Origin of the sequence: Embleya sp. NPDC050154, from assembly GCF_044460165.1 — a bacterium.
Lineage (GTDB): Bacteria > Actinomycetota > Actinomycetes > Streptomycetales > Streptomycetaceae > Embleya.
On record NZ_JBITJP010000002.1, the window covers coordinates 677162 to 695611 of the forward strand.

Below are 18450 nucleotides of genomic sequence, written 5' to 3' on the forward strand. Positions count from 1 at the left end.
ACGACGGCTCAGGCGGCGGCCAGGTCACCCATGACCTGGTCCGCCTCCTCGCTGAACGCGCGCGCGATCGGCTCCCTGCCGTACGGGCGCAGCCGCCTGCGGAAGTCCGCGAGGAAGTCGTTGCACTGCGCGGAGGACAGATTGCCCGCGATCCGCAACGCGTCGGTGGCCTTGAGACACGCCGCGTCCAGGTCGCCCTGGGCCAGGTGCGCCGCGGCCATGAAGGTGGTGTCCTGCGCACACCGGCGGGACGCGCCCGCTCGGCGCAGTTTGATCGACTCGCCCGCGAAGCCGTGGATCTTCTCCGGCAGGCCGAGGTCGCGATGGCTGTGCGCGAACTCGTGCTGGAGTTCCGACTCGTCGAAGTAGTTGCACCACGACGGGTCGTCCTCGATCGCGCCGGCCGCGTCCAGATGCCGCTCGGCGACCCCCATCGCCCGCTCGCACGCGCGCCGGTCGCCCATCGCCGCGTAGCCGCGCGCCTCCATCGCGGCCACGATCGCCCGCGCCCGTGGACCCAGCTTGTCGCCGGCCCCCTGATCGGCGGCCCGGGCCAGTTGCACCGCCTCCCAGCCGTGCCCCAGGTACACCGCCTGGCAGGCCATGTTGGCCATCACGTACGCCCCGTACGCCGGGTCGTCGGCCGCCTGCGCGAGCCGCAGCGCCTGGATGTGGTAGCGCTGGGCGAGCGCGTGCCGGCCGGAATCGAACGACAACCAGCCCGCCAGTTCGGTGAGTTCGGCGACCGCGCGGAACAACCGGCGACCCACTTCCTCGCCGTAGGAGCCGGCCAGCTTGGTGCGCGCGACGCCGTTGAGGTGGTTGACCACGGTGTCCCGCAGATCCCCGCCGCCTTGCGCGCGGTCGAGTCGACGAAAGGCCAGGACGGTCTGGTGGATGCGTAGTACGTCCGCGTCGCGCACGGTGGTGGGCCCGTGCGAGGTGAGTCTCTCGGGCTCACCCTCGGCCCGGGACGCGGTCGACCAGAACAACGCGGGAGCGGCGAACGCCCCCACGCCGAAGGCCGTGTTGGCCAGGAAAGTACGGCGGTTCATGTCTCTCTCCGACAATTCGGCCACGGCGTGTCTGACTTCGGCCGCGGTCCGGGCGACGTTCAGCCCGTCGAAGGAGTCGGGGGTCGGTGGCCGCCGGTCGCACAGCCCGAGGTCCGCGACCGTGAGTTCGCATCCCAGCCGTCGTCCGAGGGCCTCGGCCAACAGTTCTGGAATCGGCCAGCGCGGCTGGGCGCCTTCCAGCCAACGAGCCACCGAGGTGTGGCTGCACCCGAGGTGCAGGCCGCGCCGTTCGGCGACCGTGTTGACCCAGCGGGCCAGTTCGCGCCGGGAGAAACCGGCTTCCGCTACCAATGCGATGAGGTCACCGTTTCCGGCCACCGTCCCCGCCTCCTTCGTCCACTGGAGGTCTAACGGGGACGCTAATGGCCCAGTTACGGGATCATGCGGGAACGGCTGATTGGACCGCACCTGGCCCAAATTCTCCGGAATCGACCGGGATGTGGTGCTCGAATGATCACTTCGATGATCAACTCGCGACCGCACCCGGCACACGCCACACGGCTCGAATCATCGGTCGTCCCAGGAACCGGAGCCCCTATCGCGCCGCGCAAAGACACGGATCCGATCGCCGGCGCGGAGCCACCTCTCGGTCGACCCACGCCCGCCCCCGGGCCGCCCGACCCGCACCGGAACCGCGCAGGAGCCACACCGGAACGCGAACCGCGCCCGCACCGCTCAATCCGCGACGCTGTCTTCCCGCCGCTCGTCGCGCTGCTCGACCACCGCCGACGCACCGCCGTCCACCGCGCCGCCACCCGCCGCGGACCGCTCGCCGACACCGTCCCCGTCGACCTCGTCGTCGTCCTCGTCGACGACCCGCACCGGCGGCGGCGCCTTCGACATGATCAGCCAGGTGATGTAACAGACCACCAGGAACGGCGGCACGCCCAGCGCGACCTTCGCGATGCCCAGCGCGGTGACGTTGCCGGACCAGTAGATCGGGATCTGGATCACGATCCGCAGCACGAACATGACGAACCAGACCCAGGTGGCCTTGCGGTACGCCGCGTACCGGCCCGGGTTCTGCCGCCAGGTGAAGTTCTCGCCCAGCGCCGGGCCGAGCACCACGCCGATGATCGGCCAGCGCACCAGGAGCGAGATCAGGTACGCGAGCGCGTAGCCGCCGGACAGCAGCATTCCGAACGCGTAGAAGTTCTCCGCCTTGCCGGACTTGACCGCGATCCAGCCGGCCAGCGCGACACCCAGGAAGCCACCGAGCGCGTGTTGCAGGGTCTCGCGACGCGCGATCCGCACCACGGCGAACGCCAGCGCGACGCCGCCCGCGGTCATCGCCGAGGTCCAGGTGGAGCGGCTGATCGTGTAGGCGATCACGAAGACCAGCCCCGGCACGGTCATGTCGATCATGCCGCGCACGCCACCGAAGGCGGCGATCATCGAGGCCGCGCTGTCGGTGGGGGCAGGCTGCTCGGCGGCCGAGTCGGAGGCGGGCTTTTCCATGTGGGCGGTCACTCGTTCACTCTCGGCCGACGGGGCGCAGCTCGTACCTGGGGTTGAACAGGACAGGCCGCCCCTGAGTGGTGCTCACCCGCCCGTGGGCGACCAACTGCCGCCCCGGCTCTATCCCGGCTATCCGCCGCCGACCGAGCCAGACCACCGACAACGCGGCCGAGCCGTCGTACAACTCGGCCTCCAACGCGGGCACGCCCGCTCGCGGCCGAAACGTCACCGTCCGCAGCGTGCCGCCGACCGTGATCAGATCCCGCTCGACCACGTCCACGATCTTGGTACAGCCGAGCCGCTGGGTGTCGTGCAGCAGCTCCTCGGCGTGCAATTCCTCATGGGTCGACGTCCACCGATCCAGCATTCGCCGCAATCGCCCGGACCGACGCTCCACCCCGGCTGCGCTACCACTCATGCCGGCAAGGGTACCGCCTAACCCACCGCCTCCCGCTGCCCGAAATCACCCGCCGACGGGCCCGACCCGCTCGGCCGAACCGACACCGGGACCGCACGCGGGCACAACGGACGCGCTAACCCTCGAACCGATACCCCATCCCCGGCTCGGTGAGCAGATGCCGCGGATGCGAAGGGTCGTGTTCCAGCTTGCGCCGCAACTGCGCCATGTAGACCCGCAGGTAGTTCGTCTCCGTCCCGTACTGCGGCCCCCACACCTCCTGCAGCAGCGCCCGCTGGCTGACCAACCGGCCCGCGTGCCGGACCAGCACCTCCAGCAGATGCCACTCGGTCGGCGTAAGCCGCACGTCGGCGCCGTCCCGGGAGACCCGCTTGGCCGCGAGGTCCACCGTGAACGAGTCGGTCACCACGACCGGCGCCTCCTCCTCGGGCACCGCACGCCGCACCGCCGCCCGCAGCCGCGCGAGCAACTCGTCCATCCCGAACGGCTTGGTCACGTAGTCGTCCGCGCCCGCGTCCAGCGCGGCCACCTTCTCCGCCGACGCGTGCCGCGCGGACAACACGATGATCGGGATCCGGGTCCAGCCGCGCAGTCCCTTGATCACCTCGACCCCGTCGATGTCCGGCAGGCCCAGGTCCAGCAGCACCACGTCCGGATGCCGGTCGGCGGCGGCGGTCAGCGCCGCCGTACCGTCCCCCGCGGTGTCCACGTCGTAGCCTCGTGCCTTGAGGTTGATGGCCAGGGCCCGCACGATCTGTGGCTCGTCGTCGACGACCAGGACCCGTGTCATCGTCGTTCCTCCAAAGTGGTTCGTTCCTCGGCCGCAGGGGTTCGCCCCTCGACCGCGCCCGCGGTGGGCGACCCGGCCGTCCGCAGCGCCAGCACCATCGTCAGCCCGCCGCCGGGGGTGTCCTCGGCCATCAACGTGCCGTCCATGGCTTCGGCGAAGCCGCGCGCGACGGCCAGGCCGAGTCCCACCCCATTGCCCTTCGGCGCATCGCCCAAGCGTTGGAACGGCTCGAAGATCCGCTCCTTGGACTCGTCCGGCACACCCGGGCCGCGATCGGCGACCCGCAGCTCGACCAGACCCTTGAGCGCTCCCGCCGACACGTGCACCCGGCGGCCCTCGGGGTTGTGCTTGACCGCGTTCTCGATCACGTTGGCCAGCACCCGCTCCAGCAGCCCCGCGTCCGCGCACACCGCAGGCAGCGTCTCGGGGATGTCCAGCGCCACCCGGTCCTCGGCGACACCGGCCAGCGCGCCCGGCACCACCTCGTCCAGGCCGATGTCGCCCATCAGCGGGGTCACCGTCCCGGTCTGCAGCCGGCTCATGTCCAGCAGATTCCCGATCAGCGTGTCCAACCGGTCCGCGCCGAACTCGATCGCCGCCAACAGCTCGGCCTCGTCCTCCTCCGACCAGCTCACATCCTCGGCCCGCAGGCTGGACACACTGGCCTTGATCGTGGCCAGCGGCGTGCGCAGGTCGTGCGAGACCGCCGCCAGCAGCGCGGTGCGGATCCGGTTGCCCTCCTTGAGCCGGCGCGCCTGGGCCGCCTCGGCGACCAACTGCCGCCGCTCCAGCACCACCGCGGCCTGCGCGGCGAACGCGCCGAGCACCCGACGATCCTCGGCGGGCAACACCCGGCCCGACAACGCCAACGCCAACGAGTCGGACACCGGCACGTCCACGTCCGCGTCCTCGGGCCGGACCGCCGGATGCGGCCCCACACTGCCCACGCACATCCACGGGCTGTGGTGCTCCTCGCGCTGGAGCAGCGCCACCGACTCCATCGCGAACGTCTCGCGCACCCGGTCCAACAACGCCGGCAGCGCCTGCTCGCCGCGCAGCACGCTGCCCGCCAAAAAGCTCAGCGTCTGCGCCTCGGCCTGACTTCGCGCGGCCTGATGAGTGCGTCTGGCCGCCAGGTCCACCACCGAGGCCACCGACAGCGCGACCAGCACGAAGATGCCCAACGCGAGCATGTTCTCCGGGTCGTCGATGGTCAGGTTGTGCAGCGGCGGGGTGAAGTAGTAGTTGAGCAGTATCGAGGACACCACGGCGGTCAACACCGACGCCCACAGCCCGCCGATCAGCGCGACCGCGACGGTGACCGTCAGGAACAGCAACATCTCGGTGGACAGGCCGTGACTGTCACGTGTCGCGTCCAGCGTGTACGTGAGCGCGGCCGGACCGATCACCGCCACCGCCCACGACGCGATCCGCCGCCCGCGTCCCAACGGCGAACGCAGCGGGCGCAGCACCCGCCCCACACCCGCGTGCTCGTGCGTGACGATGTGCGTGTCGATGTCGCCGGACTGCGCGGCGACGGTGGCGCCCACACCCGGGCCGAACAGGTACTGCCAGGGCTTGCGCCGGCTGCTGCCCAGCACTATCTGCGTCGCGTTCACCCCGCGCGCGAAGGACAGCAGCGCGGTGGGCACGTTCTCGCCGACCACCGAGTGGAAGGTGCCGCCGAGCGATTCGACCAGCGCGCGCTGCCTGGCCAGCGCCTCGGGCGAGGCGCCGGTGAGGCCGTCGCTGCGCGAGACGTACACCGCGAGCAGCTCGCCGCCGGAGCCGCGGGTGGCGATCCGCGCCGCCCGGCGCAGCAGCGTCTCGCCCTCCGGTCCGCCGGTGAGGCCGACCACGATCCGCTCCCGCGCCGGCCAGGTCGCGTCGATCTGGTGCTCGCTGCGGTACTGCTGGAGGTATTCGTCCACTCGGTCCGCGGTCCACAGCAGCGCGAGCTCGCGCAGCGCGGTCAGGTTGCCGACCCGGAAGTAATTGGACAGCGCCGCGTCCACCTTCTCCGGCGCGTACACGTTGCCGTGCGCCATCCGCCGGCGCAGCGCCTCCGGCGCCATGTCGACCAGTTCGATCTGGTCGGCCCGGCGGGCCACCTCGTCCGGCACGGTCTCGCGCTGCGGGACGCCGGTGATCGACTCGACCACGTCGTTGAGCGATTCGAGGTGCTGCACGTTGACCGTGGAGATCACGTCGATGCCGGCGTCGAGGATCTCCTCGATGTCCTGCCAGCGCTTCTCGTTGCGCGAACCGGGCACGTTGGTGTGCGCCAGTTCGTCCACGAGGGCGATCCTGGGTCGCCGCGCGATGACGGCGTCCACGTCCATCTCGGTGAACGAGCCGCCTCGGTGGGTCATCTCCCGCCGGGGAACGACCTCCAGACCGACCAGTGCCTCCTCGGTGGTGGGCCGCCCGTGGCATTCCACGAAACCGACCACGACGTCGCTGCCGCGCCTGCGCCGACGTTGCCCTTCGCCCAACATCGCGTAGGTCTTGCCGACACCGGGCGCCGCACCGAGATAGATCCGGAGCTTGCCGCGTGCCATGTCACCCATTCTCTGCCGCGGGCCGGGGAGTGCCGACACCGGCACTCCCCGCCCCGTGCCCGCCATGACCGCGCCGGGGTCAGCCGGCGAGCCTGGCGAGCGCGATGTTGAGGTCGAGCACGTTCACCCGCTCCTGGCCGAGGAATCCGGCGTCGGGGCCGTCCACGTGCTTGTCCACCAATGCGCGCACCTCGGCCGCGCCCGGGCCGCCGCGCGCCTTGGCCACCCGTTCGACCTGGAGCAGGGCGTACGCCTTGGAGATGTGCGGGTCCAGGCCGGATCCGCTCGCGGTGACCGCGTCCACCGGCACCTTGTCCTCGCCCACGCCGTTGAACTTGGCGACCTGCGCCTTGCGGTCGGCGATGAGCTTGACGAAGACGGGGTTCTCGGGGCCGTAGTTGGACGCGCCCGAGGCCAGGCCGTCGTAGTTGGACGCCGACGGACGCGGCTGGAACCACTTGGGGTCGGGCAGCGTGCCCACCCCCTCGGCCTGCTCGGCGGTCAGCGCGCCGCCGCCTTGCAGGTAGGTGTAGCCCTCGCCGTCCGCCGTGGCGATCACCTCGCGACCGTCCGCGTCGAACTTGCGCGCGTTGCCCTGCGCGTCGACCAGGTCGAACGACTGGCCGATCAGGCCGGAGCCGACGTCCCTGCCGTGCACGCTCACCATCGATCCGTCGGCCTTGTCCTTGAAGAACGCCTGCGCGACGCCGGTCATGGACAGCGGGTACAGGATGCCCAGGATCACGGTGAGCACCAGGAAGGCCCGTAGGGACGCGCCGAGGACTCGGATGCGGGTACTGAAGTTGGAGGCCATCTGAATCAACCGATTCCGGGGATGAGCGAGACGAGCAGGTCGATGAGCTTGATCCCGACGAACGGGGCGATCAGGCCGCCGAGGCCGTAGATCCGCAGGTTGCGGCCGAGCAGCTTGTCGGCCGACATCGGCCGGTAGCGCACGCCGCGCAGTGCGAGCGGGATCAGCGCGACGATGATCAGGGCGTTGAAGACGACCGCCGAGATGATCGCCGACTCGGGGGTGGCGAGCTGCATGATGTTGAGCTTGTCCAGGGGGGCGAGCGCCTCGGCGCCCTTGATGCTCGCGAACATCGCCGGGATGATCGCGAAGTACTTCGCGACGTCGTTGGCGATCGAGAACGTGGTGAGCGCGCCTCGGGTGATCAGCAATTGCTTGCCGATCTCGACGATCTCGATCAGCTTGGTCGGGTTGGAGTCGAGGTCGACCATGTTCCCGGCCTCTTTGGCGGCCGAGGTGCCGGTGTTCATCGCCACGCCGACATCCGCCTGGGCCAGCGCCGGCGCGTCGTTGGTGCCGTCGCCGGTCATCGCGACCAGCTTGCCGCCCGCCTGCTCGCGCTTGATCAGCGCGAGCTTGTCCTCGGGGGTGGCCTCGGCCAGGAAGTCGTCGACGCCGGCCTCGTCCGCGATCGCCTTGGCGGTCAGCGGGTTGTCACCGGTGATCATCACCGTCCGGATGCCCATCCGGCGCAGTTCGTCGAAGCGCTCCCGCATGCCTTCCTTGACCACGTCCTTGAGGTGGATCACGCCCAGGACCCGGGCGCCGTCCACGTCCTCGACCGCGACCAGCAGGGGCGTGCCACCGGCGGCGGAGATGCCGTCGACGAGTTCGCCGGACCGGGCCGGCACGGCGCCGCCACGCTCGGCCACCCAGGCGTTGATCGCGGAAGCGGCGCCCTTGCGCACCATCCGCGCGCCGTTGTCGTCGGTCAGGTCGACGCCGGACATCCTGGTCTGCGCGGTGAAGGCGATCCACTCGGCGTGCGCCAATTCGCCCTGGTGCCGCTCGCGCAGCCCGTAGCGCTCCTTGGCCAGCACCACGATCGAGCGCCCCTCGGGGGTCTCGTCCGCGAGCGAGGACAACTGCGCGGCGTCGGCCAACTCGGCCTCGGTCACCCCGTCCACCGGGACGAACTCGGACGCCTGTCGGTTGCCCAGGGTGATCGTGCCGGTCTTGTCCAACAGCAGCGTCGACACGTCGCCCGCGGCCTCGACCGCGCGCCCCGACATCGCCAGCACGTTGCGCTGGACCAGGCGGTCCATGCCCGCGATGCCGATCGCGGACAGCAGCGCCCCGATGGTCGTCGGGATCAGGCAGACCAGCAGCGCGACCAGGATGATCATCGACTGCTCGGCGTGCGCGTACGTCGCGATCGGCTGCAGTGTGACGACCGCGAACAGGAAGACGATCGTCAGCGACGCGAGCAGGATGTTGAGCGCGATCTCGTTCGGCGTCTTCTGCCGGGCGGCGCCCTCGACGAGGGCGATCATCCGGTCGATGAAGGTCTTGCCGGGCTCGGTGGTGATCTTGACGACGATCCGGTCGGAGAGCACCTTGGTGCCGCCGGTCACCGCCGAGCGGTCGCCGCCGGACTCGCGGATCACGGGAGCGGACTCGCCGGTGATGGCCGACTCGTCCACGCTCGCGACACCGTCGACGACGTCGCCGTCGCCGGGGATGATGTCGCCGGCCTCGCACACCACGAGGTCGCCGATGGCCAGGTCGGTGGCCGCGACCCGCTCTTCCCCGCCGCCGACCACGCGTCGGGCGAACGTGTCGGTCTTGGCCTTGCGCAGCGTGTCCGCCTGCGCCTTGCCGCGTCCTTCGGCAACCGCCTCGGCCAGGTTGGCGAACACCACGGTCAGCCAGAGCCAGACGGTGACCACCCAGGCGAACACGCTCGGGTCCTTGATCGCCATGACGGTCGTGATGACCGACCCGATCTCGACCACGAACATGACCGGGGTACGGACCATGATCCGCGGGTCGAGCTTGAGCAGGGCTCCGGGCAGCGACTTGAGCAGTCGACGGGGTTCGAACAGGCCGGCCGAGACCCGGCCGGAGCCGGTGGGGGTGTCGACGTGTTCCTCGGTGGGGCGTATCGCGGTGTCTGTCATGCCAATCCCTCGGCAAGCGGCCCGAGAGCCAGGGCGGGGAAGAAGGTGAGGCCGGTGATGATCAGGATCACGCCGACGAGTTGGCCCACGAACAGGGGCCGATGCGTCTGCAGGGTGCCCGCGCTGTCGGGGACGCTCTTTTGTTCGGCGAGTCGGCCGGCGAGGGCGAGCACGAGGCAGATCGGCACGAATCGGCCGATCAGCATGGCCAATCCGATCATCGTGTTGTAGAACTCGGTGTTCGCGCCGAGCCCGGCGAACGCGCTGCCGTTGTTGTTGGCGCCGGAGGTGAACGCGTACAGCACCTCGGAGATGCCGTGTGGCGAGTCGGAGTTGAGGATCGCCGCCTGTTCACCGGGCAGCGCGAGGGCGATGCCGGTGAAGGTCAGGATGGTGGCGGGCACCACGAGGATGTACATCGCGACCAGCTTCATCTCGCCGGCGCCGATCTTCTTGCCCAGGTATTCGGGCGTGCGGCCGACCATCAGGCCCGCCACGAAGACCGCCAGGATCGCCATGATCAGGATTCCGTACAGGCCCGATCCGACGCCGCCTGGCGTGATCTCGCCGAGCATCATGCCCAGCATGGTGATCCCGCCGCCGAGCCCGGTGAAGGACGAGTGGAACGAGTTGACCGCGCCGGTGGAGGTCATCGTGGTGGACACCGCGAAGACCGACGAGCCGGGGATGCCGAACCGCTGTTCCTTGCCCTCCATCGCACCGCCGGCCAGTTCCGGGGCGGCGCCGTTGCCGTGCGCCTCGGTCCACCACATCAGCAGGACGGCGACGAACCAGATCACGAACATCGCGGCGAGGATCGCGTAGCCCTGCTTGAGGCTGCCGACGAGGCGACCGAAGGTGCGGGGCATCGAGAACGGGATCACCAGGATCAGGAAGATCTCGAACACGTTGGTGAACGCGTTGGGATTCTCGAACGGGTGCGCCGAGTTGGCGTTGAAGAAGCCGCCGCCGTTGGTGCCGAGTTCCTTGATCACCTCCTGCGAGGCCACCGGACCGCCCGGAATGGTCTGCGTCCCGCCGGAGAGCGTCTGCACGGTGTGCGGGTCGGCCAGGTTCTGGATCGTGCCGGACGCGACCAGCACGATCGTGCCGATGATCGCGATCGGCAGCAGGATCCGGATCGAGCCGCGGATCAGGTCGACCCAGAAGTTGCCGATCTCGCCCGAGCGCACCCGGACGAAGCCGCGCACCAGCGCGATCGCCACGGCCATGCCCACGGCGGCCGACACGAAGTTCTGCACGGTCAGGCCGACCATCTGGACCGTGTGGCCCATCGCGGTCTCACCGGAGTAGGACTGCCAGTTCGTGTTCGCCGTGAAGGACGCGGCGGTGTTGAACGCCTGGTCCGGCGTGATCGGCTTCATCCCGAGGTCGAACGGCAGGTGGTCCTGGAACCGCTGGAGGGCGTACAGGCCCAGCAGCGAGAACATCGAGAACCCGAGCACGCTGCGCAGGTAGACGGTCCAGCGCTGCTCGGCGTCCGGGTCGGCGCCGATCAGCTTGTACAGGACGCGCTCACCGCGCAGGTGCCTGTCGCTGGAGTACACACGGGCCATGTAGTCGCCGAAGGGGCGATGTACCGCGGCCAGGACGGCTATCAGCAGGGACAGCTGGAGTATCCCCGCGAGCGTGACGCTCACCTAGAACCTCTCGGGGAAGATCAGGGCCAGGACCAGGTAGCCGAGCAGGGCGATGGCGACGCTCAGGCCGACGATGCCGTCCGCGTTCACAGCTTCGCCACCCCCTTGGCGATCACGACGACCAGCGCGAAGAACGCGATCGTCAGGACTACGAAGGCCAGATCAGCCATCGCGGGTGCTCCTTGGGACGGACAGGCGCTTGATCGCCCGTAAGGAGGACATTGATAGCACCTCCAAGCCGCCAAAAATCCCTATAAATAGGGCAAATCAGAAAGCGTTGGCGACGTCCTGACGCGCCCATATGCCTTCTTGACGCGCCCTTGACATCAAGATTCGAAGCACCCGGAACCGGACACGCGCGCGGACCACCCGAAACCCGGGGCCGAACACGCGCACGGAGCGCCCGCGGCCGCGACCGGACACGCACGAAGCCCGACCCCGCCTCACGGCGGGGTCGGGCTTCGGTGTCTGGTACGGGTCTTGCGGGCAAGGTGGGAGACGCCTTCGTGGGCGCCCCCGGGGCCGGTCGCGGCCTAGCGGACCTCGGTGATCTCCGGGCCGCGCTGGAACGGGTCCAGGTCACCCGCGAAGCGGTCCTCGTCGGCGCCCTGCTGCGGCACCGCGAGCCCGCTGTTCGGATCGACCTGGGCGTTCTCCGGCAGGCGCAGCAGGATCGGGTCGCGCGGCGCCATCGGTTCGTTGCCCCGGACCACGACGGTGTCGCGGAACATGGCCTCCAGGTCGGCACCGACGTTGGGATCCACCGCCGCCCGACCGGAGATCACGCCGCGCAGGAACCAGCGCGGCCCGTCACACCCGACGAAGCGCACCAACTGGTGGCCCTGGGTGCCGTCCGGAAGCTGGACCGGCACCTGGGCGCGCAGCTCCCAGCCCAGGCCGGCGTCCTGCTCGTCCACGATGCCACCCTGCTGGGTGATCCCCGAGGCGATCTCGGCACGCACCTCGTGCCAGATGCTCTCGTTGCGCGGAGCGGCGAAGGCCTGGAGCTGGAGACCGCTGTCCTCGAGGACCACCGTGGCCGCGATGATCAGGTCGTTGGAGACCTCGACCCGCAGCTCCATCCGCGGGTCGCTGGGGATCAGCATCCCGCCGAGGTCGATGCGCTCCTCGTGCGGGTCCTCGAGCTCGTCGAAGTCCCACGGACCGTCCGGCCGGGGCGCGGGCGGGATCGGTCGGCTCAGCTCGTCGAGGTCCGAGTCGTCGGAGCCTTGCGCGGCCCCGTCGCTCGACGCCTCGTCGGCATCGCCCTCGTCATCGATGATGTCGTCGAGGTCTTCGTGCTCCTCGACGGGCAGATCATCCTTTTCGCTGCGTCGGCGACGACCGAACACGTCACAGTCCTTCCCTGTCGGAAGCCGAGTCTTGCACGATGCCCGCGCTGCCCGCCGCGACGGCGCTCGAAACGCCCATCGCCGCGTGCCCGCCGGTGGATCCGAAGCCGCCTTCGCCGCGCCCGGAACCGGGCAGCTCGGCGACCTCGTGGAACCCCGCTCGCTCGACCCGTTGGATCACGAGTTGGGCGATTCGGTCGCCGCGACGAAAAACGACCGGCGTACGCAGGTCGTGGTTGACCACGACAACCTTGATTTCGCCACGGTATCCCGCATCGACAGTGCCCGGGGCGTTCACCAGGGATACCCCGCACCGCACCGCGAGTCCCGAGCGCGGATGCACGAACGCGGCGTACCCGTCCGGGAGCGCGATGGCGATGCCCGTGGGCAGCACCATCCGCTCGCCGGGGGCGATCTCGGCGTCCTGCGCGGTCACCAGGTCCGCCCCCGCGTCGCCCGGGTGCTCGTACGCGGGCAGCGGAAGACCGGGGTCGAGCCGGCGCACCAGGATGTCCACACTCGTGCTCACGGGTTCACCTCGAACGCTCGGGCCGCCTTCATCAGGTCGGGGTTGTCCATGACGCGCTGTACGTCTTCCGCACGTCCATTGTCGACGAAGTGCGCGAGTCCGACGCTGACGAACAGCGCCGCGGCCTCGACCGCGATCGGCCCTTGCGGGGAGTCCAGCCGCCCGACCGCGCGCGAGTAGATCTTGCGGCCGGCCACCGCCTCGCACCACGCGTGGATGTACAGGGTGGACCCCACCGGCACCGGACGGCGGAAGTCCGTCTCCAGGTGCCCGGTCACCGCCGTGGTGTGCAGCATGTACCCGATCGCGCCGAGCGCCTCGTCGAACGCACAGGTCAGCAGCCCGCCGTGGGCCAGGCCCGGGGCTCCTTGGTGCAGCGTGGTGACGGTGAACTCGGCGTCCACGGAGACGCCCTCGCCGGCGCGCGCGCGAATGCGCAGCCCGCCGGGGGCGGCCTCGCCGCAGCCGAAGCAGTCGCTGTAGTGCTCGCCCAGCTCGGTGCCGGGAGGAGGGGCGTCCGGGTGGGGCTGGGGCACCACCGCTTCCGGAGGCGGGGTCAGGGATGTTGGTCGACTCACGCCGAAGGACACTACCGTCGTTCCGACCGACACCTGCGCAGCGGCTTGGGAGCCGCCGGCGCCGCGGCCCGAAAGGGTCGCGGGACGGAAGGAAGCGCATGACCAAGAGCGTGGTCGTCACCGGGGCGACCGGTGGGATCGGCCTTGCCGTCGCCCTGGAGCTGGCGGGGTCCGGCTTCGACGTGATCGGCACGGCCAGGACCCAGGACCGGGCCGAGCGCCTGCGCGATGCCGCCGAGCGCGCCGAGGTGGGCGTACGCACGGTCCTGCTCGACGTCGCCGACGCCACGTCGACGGTTCGGGCCTTCACCGAGATCGCCCAGATGACCGCCGGCGGCCCGTGGGCGGTGGTCAACAACGCCGGGATCGCGCAGCCGGGGGCGATCGAGGACGTGGACGACGAGCAGATCCGCGCCCAGCTGGAGACCAACCTGATCGCGCCCGCGCGGATCGCCCGCCTGGTGCTGCCGCAGATGCGTCAACGCCGGGACGGGCGGATCGTCAACATCTCCTCCGTCTCCGGCCGGGTCTCCAACCCGTTCCTGGGCTGGTACTGCGCGAGCAAGCAGGGGCTGGCCGCGATCACCGACTCGTTGCGGATCGAGACCGCCGGGTTCGGCGTCAAGGTGGTGCTGATCGAGCCGGGCAGCTTCGGTACCGACATCTGGGAGCGCGCCATGTCCCGGCTGCCGCCGCGCAAGACGTCGGCCTACAACGACTCCTACGACCTCGCCGACGACATGGTCCGGCGGGCCAAGGCGCTGCCGGGTCCGGCCCCGGTCGCACACGCGGTGCGCACCGCGCTGAGCGTGCCGCGTCCCAGGCCGCGCTATCTGGTGGGCAACGACGCCAGGGCCGGCGCGTTGCTCGACCTGTTGGCGCCCACCGCTCTCTCGGATTACGCCAAAGGGGTGGCGACGGGCCTGCGCACACCTCCGGAGGGCGTCACCCGCGCCCTGGCCCGGCTGACCCGGCGACACGGCCCCCGCTGACCCGTGTCGGGCGCGCATGACAGGCTGGGCGCATGCAGGCGTACAGCGAACGACTCGGCGTGCCGGCCTCCTGGTGGGCCCTGACCGCCCTGATGGCCGTCTCCGGCGCACTCGTGGGGCTGGCCTTCGGGATCGTGCCGACCGTCGTGCTGGCCCTGGCCCTGGGCGCACTGGCGGCGTGGGCCACCGGCGCCTACGGCGCGGCGCGGATCACCGTCACCGAGACCGAGTTGCTGGCGGGTCGGGCCCGGATCCCGCTCACCGCGCTGGGTGCGGGGGTCGCGCTCGATCCCGAGCAGGCCCGCTCGTTGCGGATGGAGAACGCCGATCCGCGCGCGTTCATGCTGCTGCGCGCGTACATCCCGGGGGCCGCGCGGATCGAGGTCGTCGACCCGGCCGATCCCACGCCCTACCTCTATCTGTCCTCGCGCAACCCGCAACGCCTGGTCGACGTCGTGGCGGCGTTGCGCGCCCGCGCCTGATCGGCGAGGGCAGGCTCGATCCCGGCTCGAAGGAGCCGGGAGTGAGCGAATCGGTCGGCGCCGCGATGCGGCGGCGGGCGGCGGCGGACAGTCAAGAACGCCCGCCGGTGAATCGGCGGACGTTCGACTTCGTACGTCCTGCGTGTGTCTTCGGTACTTCCCACGATCCGCGTCATCCACCGCGTCCCGCGTCGTGCTCCCGCGTTCAAGGACGCTCGGCGAACGTCGACGGTCCAACTCCTGCCGGTACCCGTATGGCGTGTGCAGGGTTGCCGTTCATCGCCGGTCGTCCTCGACCGCACACGATCAGGCGCAGTCGCTGCAGACCGGCTGGCCGTTCTTCTCCTTGGCGAGCTGGCTCCGGTGATGCACCAGGAAGCAGCTTGAGCACGTGAATTCGTCGGCCTGCTTCGGGACGACCCGGACGGACAGCTCCTCATTGGAGAGGTCCGCACCGGGAAGCTCGAGTGATTCGGCCTGCTCGAACTCGTCGACGTCGACCGAACCGGCCGACTTGTCCACGCGCCGAGCCTTCAGCTCCTCGATGCTGTCTTCGTTGATGTCGTCATCGGTCTTACGCGGGGTGTCGTAGTCGGTTGCCATGTACCTCTCCCCCTCCGGGTGGATCTGCGGTGCTCAGTCGTGCAGACACCGCCCGTGAACCTGCTTGGACGATGCCTTCAGCGCACGTAACGCTTGAGGGGCCGGAGTTGTGCCCGACCCGAAGCGCAGATTTTGCCTTACATCAAGGCTCGTTACGCAATCGACACCCAACCGAACCCCCAAAGAGGTGACTTGGTTGGATGGGGGGCCACTGTAACCCCGTACCGCCCTGCACAACCAGGAGGAATCGTGACGGTCTACGCGCTGGGTGATCAAATACCCAAGGTGCACCCGGATGCTTATGTGCACCCGGACGCGGTCGTGATCGGCAGCGTGGAGATCGGCGCGGATTCTACGGTGTGGCCGGGGGCCGTACTGCGCGCGGATCACGGCCGGATCGTGATCGGCGAGCGCACGTCGGTCCAGGACGGATGTGTCCTGCACACGACGGCGCCGTGGCCGACGGTAGTGGGCGACGAGTGCGTGATCGGTCACATTGTGCATTTGGAGGGCTGCGTGATCGAGGATCGTTGCCTGGTCGGCAACGGCGCGGTGGTCATGCATCAGGCCGTGGTGCGCACAGGTGCCCTGGTGGGAGCGGGTGCGGTGATCGGAAATCGGCTCGAGGTGCCGTCGTACGCGATGGCCTTGGGGGTGCCGGCGAAGATTCGCGAGAACGCCGTTCCGGTCGGCGCGTTCGCGGAGACGGTGCGCAGCTATGTCGAGAACGGTCGTCGATTCCGCCGCGATCTGCGCCGGATCGACTGAGTCCACGCCCGCCGGGACGTTCACCCGGGTGTGTCGGATCGCACACGTGGGCCGCGGTTTGAACGCCCCGTTCGCCCCCGTATATAAGTGCGACACGGGGGCTGGAATATCACGGGGAGTGTCGTGCTCGAGTTGGCCGACCTGGACAAGCGATTCGGCGAGAAGGTCGTCCTCGACGGCCTGTCGCTGACCGTACAACCGGGTCAAATGTTTGGTTTCGTCGGCACCAACGGTGCCGGCAAGACCACGACCATGCGCATCGCGTTGGGCGTGTTGGCGCCGGACGCGGGGGACGTCCGCTGGCGGGGCGCGCCGGTGGACCGCGGCGTGCGCCGAAGCTGGGGCTACATGCCCGAGGAACGTGGTCTGTATCCGAAGATGCGCATCCAGGACCAGTTGGTCTATCTGGCCGAACTGCACGGGATGACCCGCGCCGACGCGCGCGCGTCGGCCGAGCGCTGGTTGAGCCGACTCCAGGTGGCGGGCGGGCCCGCGGACCGGCTGGAGACGTTGTCGCTGGGCAACCAGCAGCGCGTGCAGTTGGCCGCGGCGCTGGTGCACGAGCCGGAGCTGCTGGTCCTGGACGAGCCGTTCTCCGGCCTCGACCCGGTCGGTGTGGACGTGATGGCCGGCGTGCTGCGCGAGCGCACCGCCGCCGGCGCCTCGGTGGTCTTCTCCAGCCACCAGCTCGAACTGGTCGAATCGTTGTGCGACGCGGTCGGGATCATCAACAACGGCCGGATGCACGCCTCGGGCACCGTGGCCGAGCTGCGCGGGGACAGCCGCGCGGTGCGCTATCGGGTGCGGCTGGCGAACGCGCCGGCGGGTTGGGCGGAGGCGCTGCCCGGCCTGAAGGTGCTCTCCTCGGAGTCGGAGGGCGACACGGTGCTGGTCGAACTGCTTCCCGGAACCAGCGAGCAGGCTCTGCTCGACGGGGCCCGGGCGGCGGGCCGGGTGCTGGCGTTCGCGCCCGCGACCCCCTCGCTCGCCGAACTCTTCCGCGAGGTCGTCAACGGAACGGAGGTCGGCGCGTGAGCACCGGCGGCAGCACGTTTTGGTCCGCCGTGCGGCTGGTCGCGCGCCGCGAGTTCACCGAGCGCATCCGGGATCGGGGCTTCCAGATCTCGGTGGCGGTGATGCTGGCGATCCTGCTCGCGTCGGTGGCCATCCCGGCCGCGCTCGGCGGCGGGTCGGACAAGTACGACGTGGCCTTCCTCGGGCCGCAGCAGACGCAGCTCGCACAGACCGCACAGCGCCAGGCGACGCTGCTGGACGTGGACGTGCGGGTCGGCTCCGTCGCCGACCGGGCGGCGGCCGAGAAGGCACTCGCGGACGGGAAGCTGGACGCGGTCGTGGACAACGGCCGGATCCTGGTGGACAGCAAGCTGGCCGACCCGCTGGCGGCCGTGCTGCAGAGCTCTTGGGCCACCGTGGAGCGCGACCAACGGCTGGCCGCGGCGAAGATCGACCCGGACGTGGTGAACCAGGCCTCGGCGATCGCGCCGATGCCCAAGACCACCCTGGATCCGGACGCCGACCAACGCGACGCGCGCAAGGGCATCGCCTTCATCGGCACGCTCGTGCTCTACGGCATGCTCATGCTGTTCTGCATGTGGGTGGCCAGCGGCGTGGTCGAGGAGAAGTCCAGCCGGATCGTGGAGATCCTGCTCGCGACCGTGCCCGCCCGCGCGCTGTTGACCGGCAAGATCCTCGGGATCGGCCTGCTCGGCCTGCTCCAGATGCTGGTCACCGCGGTGGTCGGACTGGCCGCGGCGTCCGCGCTGGGCAGCATCGAGTTGACCGGCGCGATGGTCTACCCGGTGGCGCTGGTGCTGCTGTGGTTCGTGGTGGGCTACGCGATCTACGCGTGCATGTTCGCCGCCGCCGCGGCCCGCGTCTCCCGCCAGGAGGACCTGCAGAACGTCATCACGCCGATGACCTCGCTGCTGATCGCCTCGTTCCTGGCCGCCATCTTCCTCGGCCAGAAGGGCGGCACGCTCGCCCAGGTGCTGGCGTACGTGCCGCCGTTCTCGGCCATGCTGCAACCGGCGCTGACCGCGGCGGACGAGGTCTCCGTGGTGGAGAACCTGGCCGCCTTCGCGATCGCCCTGGTGGCCCTGGTGGCGCTGGTGCGGCTCGCGGCCCGGATGTACGAGGGCGCGGTGTTGCGGATGGGCGGCAAGGTCGGCTTCAAGGAGTCGCTCGGCAAGTCGACCCGCAAGCGTTGAACCGAGGCTTCACCGCAAAC

Annotated in this window: 18 protein-coding genes; 5 read left to right on the forward strand and 13 right to left on the reverse strand. The window is 70.0% G+C overall.

Annotated elements, in window-relative coordinates; all coding sequences use genetic code 11:
- Window positions 1-8: 8 nt before the first annotated feature.
- From ACIBSV_RS06545 to ACIBSV_RS06600, 12 genes are all read right to left on the reverse strand, one after another.
- Window positions 9-1394: a hypothetical protein gene (locus tag ACIBSV_RS06545; protein WP_395859850.1), complete on the reverse strand. Its 1386-nt coding sequence runs from the start codon at window positions 1392-1394 to the stop codon at window positions 9-11.
- A gap of 357 nt (window positions 1395-1751) precedes the next feature.
- Window positions 1752-2546 carry a DUF3159 domain-containing protein gene (locus ACIBSV_RS06550; RefSeq protein ID WP_395859851.1) on the reverse strand — a complete coding sequence of 265 codons (795 nt, stop codon included), beginning with the start codon at window positions 2544-2546 and terminating at the stop codon, window positions 1752-1754.
- A 4-nt stretch (window positions 2547-2550) separates the two neighbouring features.
- Window positions 2551-2952, reverse strand: a complete 402-nt coding sequence (locus ACIBSV_RS06555) for an OB-fold nucleic acid binding domain-containing protein (RefSeq protein WP_395859852.1) — start codon at window positions 2950-2952, stop codon at window positions 2551-2553.
- 115 nt (window positions 2953-3067) lie between these two features.
- Window positions 3068-3742, reverse strand: a complete 675-nt coding sequence (locus ACIBSV_RS06560; RefSeq protein WP_078974940.1) for a response regulator — start codon at window positions 3740-3742, stop codon at window positions 3068-3070.
- Window positions 3739-6303, reverse strand: a complete 2565-nt coding sequence (locus tag ACIBSV_RS06565) for a DUF4118 domain-containing protein (RefSeq protein ID WP_395859853.1) — start codon at window positions 6301-6303, stop codon at window positions 3739-3741. The genes ACIBSV_RS06560 and ACIBSV_RS06565 overlap by 4 nt, the downstream gene beginning before the upstream one ends.
- A gap of 79 nt (window positions 6304-6382) precedes the next feature.
- Complete coding sequence (locus ACIBSV_RS06570) at window positions 6383-7117, reverse strand: potassium-transporting ATPase subunit C (RefSeq protein WP_395859854.1); 735 nt, start codon at window positions 7115-7117, stop codon at window positions 6383-6385.
- Between the two features lie 5 nt (window positions 7118-7122).
- Complete coding sequence (gene kdpB, locus ACIBSV_RS06575) at window positions 7123-9237, reverse strand: potassium-transporting ATPase subunit KdpB (protein WP_395859855.1); 2115 nt, start codon at window positions 9235-9237, stop codon at window positions 7123-7125.
- The gene (gene kdpA / locus ACIBSV_RS06580) at window positions 9234-10898 is read right to left on the reverse strand and encodes a potassium-transporting ATPase subunit KdpA (protein ID WP_395859856.1); all 1665 of its coding nucleotides are present in this window, start codon (window positions 10896-10898) and stop codon (window positions 9234-9236) included. The genes kdpB and kdpA overlap by 4 nt, the downstream gene beginning before the upstream one ends.
- Window positions 10899-10988 (reverse strand): K(+)-transporting ATPase subunit F, encoded by a 90-nt coding sequence (gene kdpF, locus ACIBSV_RS06585; RefSeq protein WP_391581698.1) that lies wholly within the window; start codon window positions 10986-10988, stop codon window positions 10899-10901.
- Window positions 10989-11431: 443 nt separating this feature from the next.
- The gene (locus ACIBSV_RS06590; protein WP_395859857.1) at window positions 11432-12250 is read right to left on the reverse strand and encodes a DUF3710 domain-containing protein; all 819 of its coding nucleotides are present in this window, start codon (window positions 12248-12250) and stop codon (window positions 11432-11434) included.
- 1 nt (window position 12251) lies between these two features.
- Window positions 12252-12779, reverse strand: coding sequence for a dUTP diphosphatase (dut, locus tag ACIBSV_RS06595; protein WP_395859858.1), 528 nt, complete (start codon window positions 12777-12779; stop codon window positions 12252-12254).
- On the reverse strand, window positions 12776-13357 hold the full coding sequence (locus ACIBSV_RS06600; protein WP_395859859.1) for a PaaI family thioesterase: 582 nt from the start codon (window positions 13355-13357) through the stop codon (window positions 12776-12778). Before ACIBSV_RS06600 ends, dut begins: the two co-directional genes overlap by 4 nt.
- Before the next feature lie 98 nt (window positions 13358-13455).
- On the opposite strand from ACIBSV_RS06600, the gene ACIBSV_RS06605 reads away from it, so the two are divergent.
- A complete protein-coding gene (locus tag ACIBSV_RS06605) occupies window positions 13456-14349 on the forward strand; it encodes an SDR family oxidoreductase (protein WP_395859861.1) in 894 nt (297 codons plus the stop codon).
- Window positions 14350-14381: 32 nt separating this feature from the next.
- Window positions 14382-14831: a DUF3093 domain-containing protein gene (locus ACIBSV_RS06610; protein WP_395859862.1), complete on the forward strand. Its 450-nt coding sequence runs from the start codon at window positions 14382-14384 to the stop codon at window positions 14829-14831.
- A 306-nt stretch (window positions 14832-15137) separates the two neighbouring features.
- Here the strand turns inward: ACIBSV_RS06610 and ACIBSV_RS06615 are convergent, their stop codons facing one another.
- Window positions 15138-15434 carry a DUF4193 domain-containing protein gene (locus tag ACIBSV_RS06615; protein ID WP_395859864.1) on the reverse strand — a complete coding sequence of 99 codons (297 nt, stop codon included), beginning with the start codon at window positions 15432-15434 and terminating at the stop codon, window positions 15138-15140.
- 249 nt (window positions 15435-15683) lie between these two features.
- Here ACIBSV_RS06615 and ACIBSV_RS06620 point away from each other — a divergent pair, with 249 nt between their 5' ends.
- The 3 genes from ACIBSV_RS06620 to ACIBSV_RS06630 all read left to right on the forward strand — a co-directional run bounded on the left by ACIBSV_RS06620 (window position 15684) and on the right by ACIBSV_RS06630 (window position 18430).
- Complete coding sequence (locus ACIBSV_RS06620; protein ID WP_395859866.1) at window positions 15684-16202, forward strand: gamma carbonic anhydrase family protein; 519 nt, start codon at window positions 15684-15686, stop codon at window positions 16200-16202.
- A 123-nt stretch (window positions 16203-16325) separates the two neighbouring features.
- Entirely contained in the window at window positions 16326-17237 is a 912-nt protein-coding gene (locus tag ACIBSV_RS06625; protein WP_395859868.1) for an ABC transporter ATP-binding protein, read from the forward strand.
- Window positions 17234-18430, forward strand: coding sequence for an ABC transporter permease (locus ACIBSV_RS06630; RefSeq protein ID WP_395859870.1), 1197 nt, complete (start codon window positions 17234-17236; stop codon window positions 18428-18430). The genes ACIBSV_RS06625 and ACIBSV_RS06630 overlap by 4 nt, the downstream gene beginning before the upstream one ends.
- Window positions 18431-18450: the final 20 nt, after the last annotated feature.

Coding starts and splice junctions, on each gene's coding strand:
- ACIBSV_RS06615 (WP_395859864.1), bottom strand. CDS start 15,434: ATGGCAACCGACTACGACACCCCGCGTAAGACCGATGACGACATCAAC.
- ACIBSV_RS06605 (WP_395859861.1), top strand. CDS start 13,456: ATGACCAAGAGCGTGGTCGTCACCGGGGCGACCGGTGGGATCGGCCTT.
- ACIBSV_RS06555 (WP_395859852.1), bottom strand. CDS start 2,952: ATGAGTGGTAGCGCAGCCGGGGTGGAGCGTCGGTCCGGGCGATTGCGG.
- ACIBSV_RS06570 (WP_395859854.1), bottom strand. CDS start 7,117: ATGGCCTCCAACTTCAGTACCCGCATCCGAGTCCTCGGCGCGTCCCTA.
- ACIBSV_RS06560 (WP_078974940.1), bottom strand. CDS start 3,742: ATGACACGGGTCCTGGTCGTCGACGACGAGCCACAGATCGTGCGGGCC.
- ACIBSV_RS06565 (WP_395859853.1), bottom strand. CDS start 6,303: ATGGCACGCGGCAAGCTCCGGATCTATCTCGGTGCGGCGCCCGGTGTC.
- kdpB (WP_395859855.1), bottom strand. CDS start 9,237: ATGACAGACACCGCGATACGCCCCACCGAGGAACACGTCGACACCCCC.
- ACIBSV_RS06610 (WP_395859862.1), top strand. CDS start 14,382: ATGCAGGCGTACAGCGAACGACTCGGCGTGCCGGCCTCCTGGTGGGCC.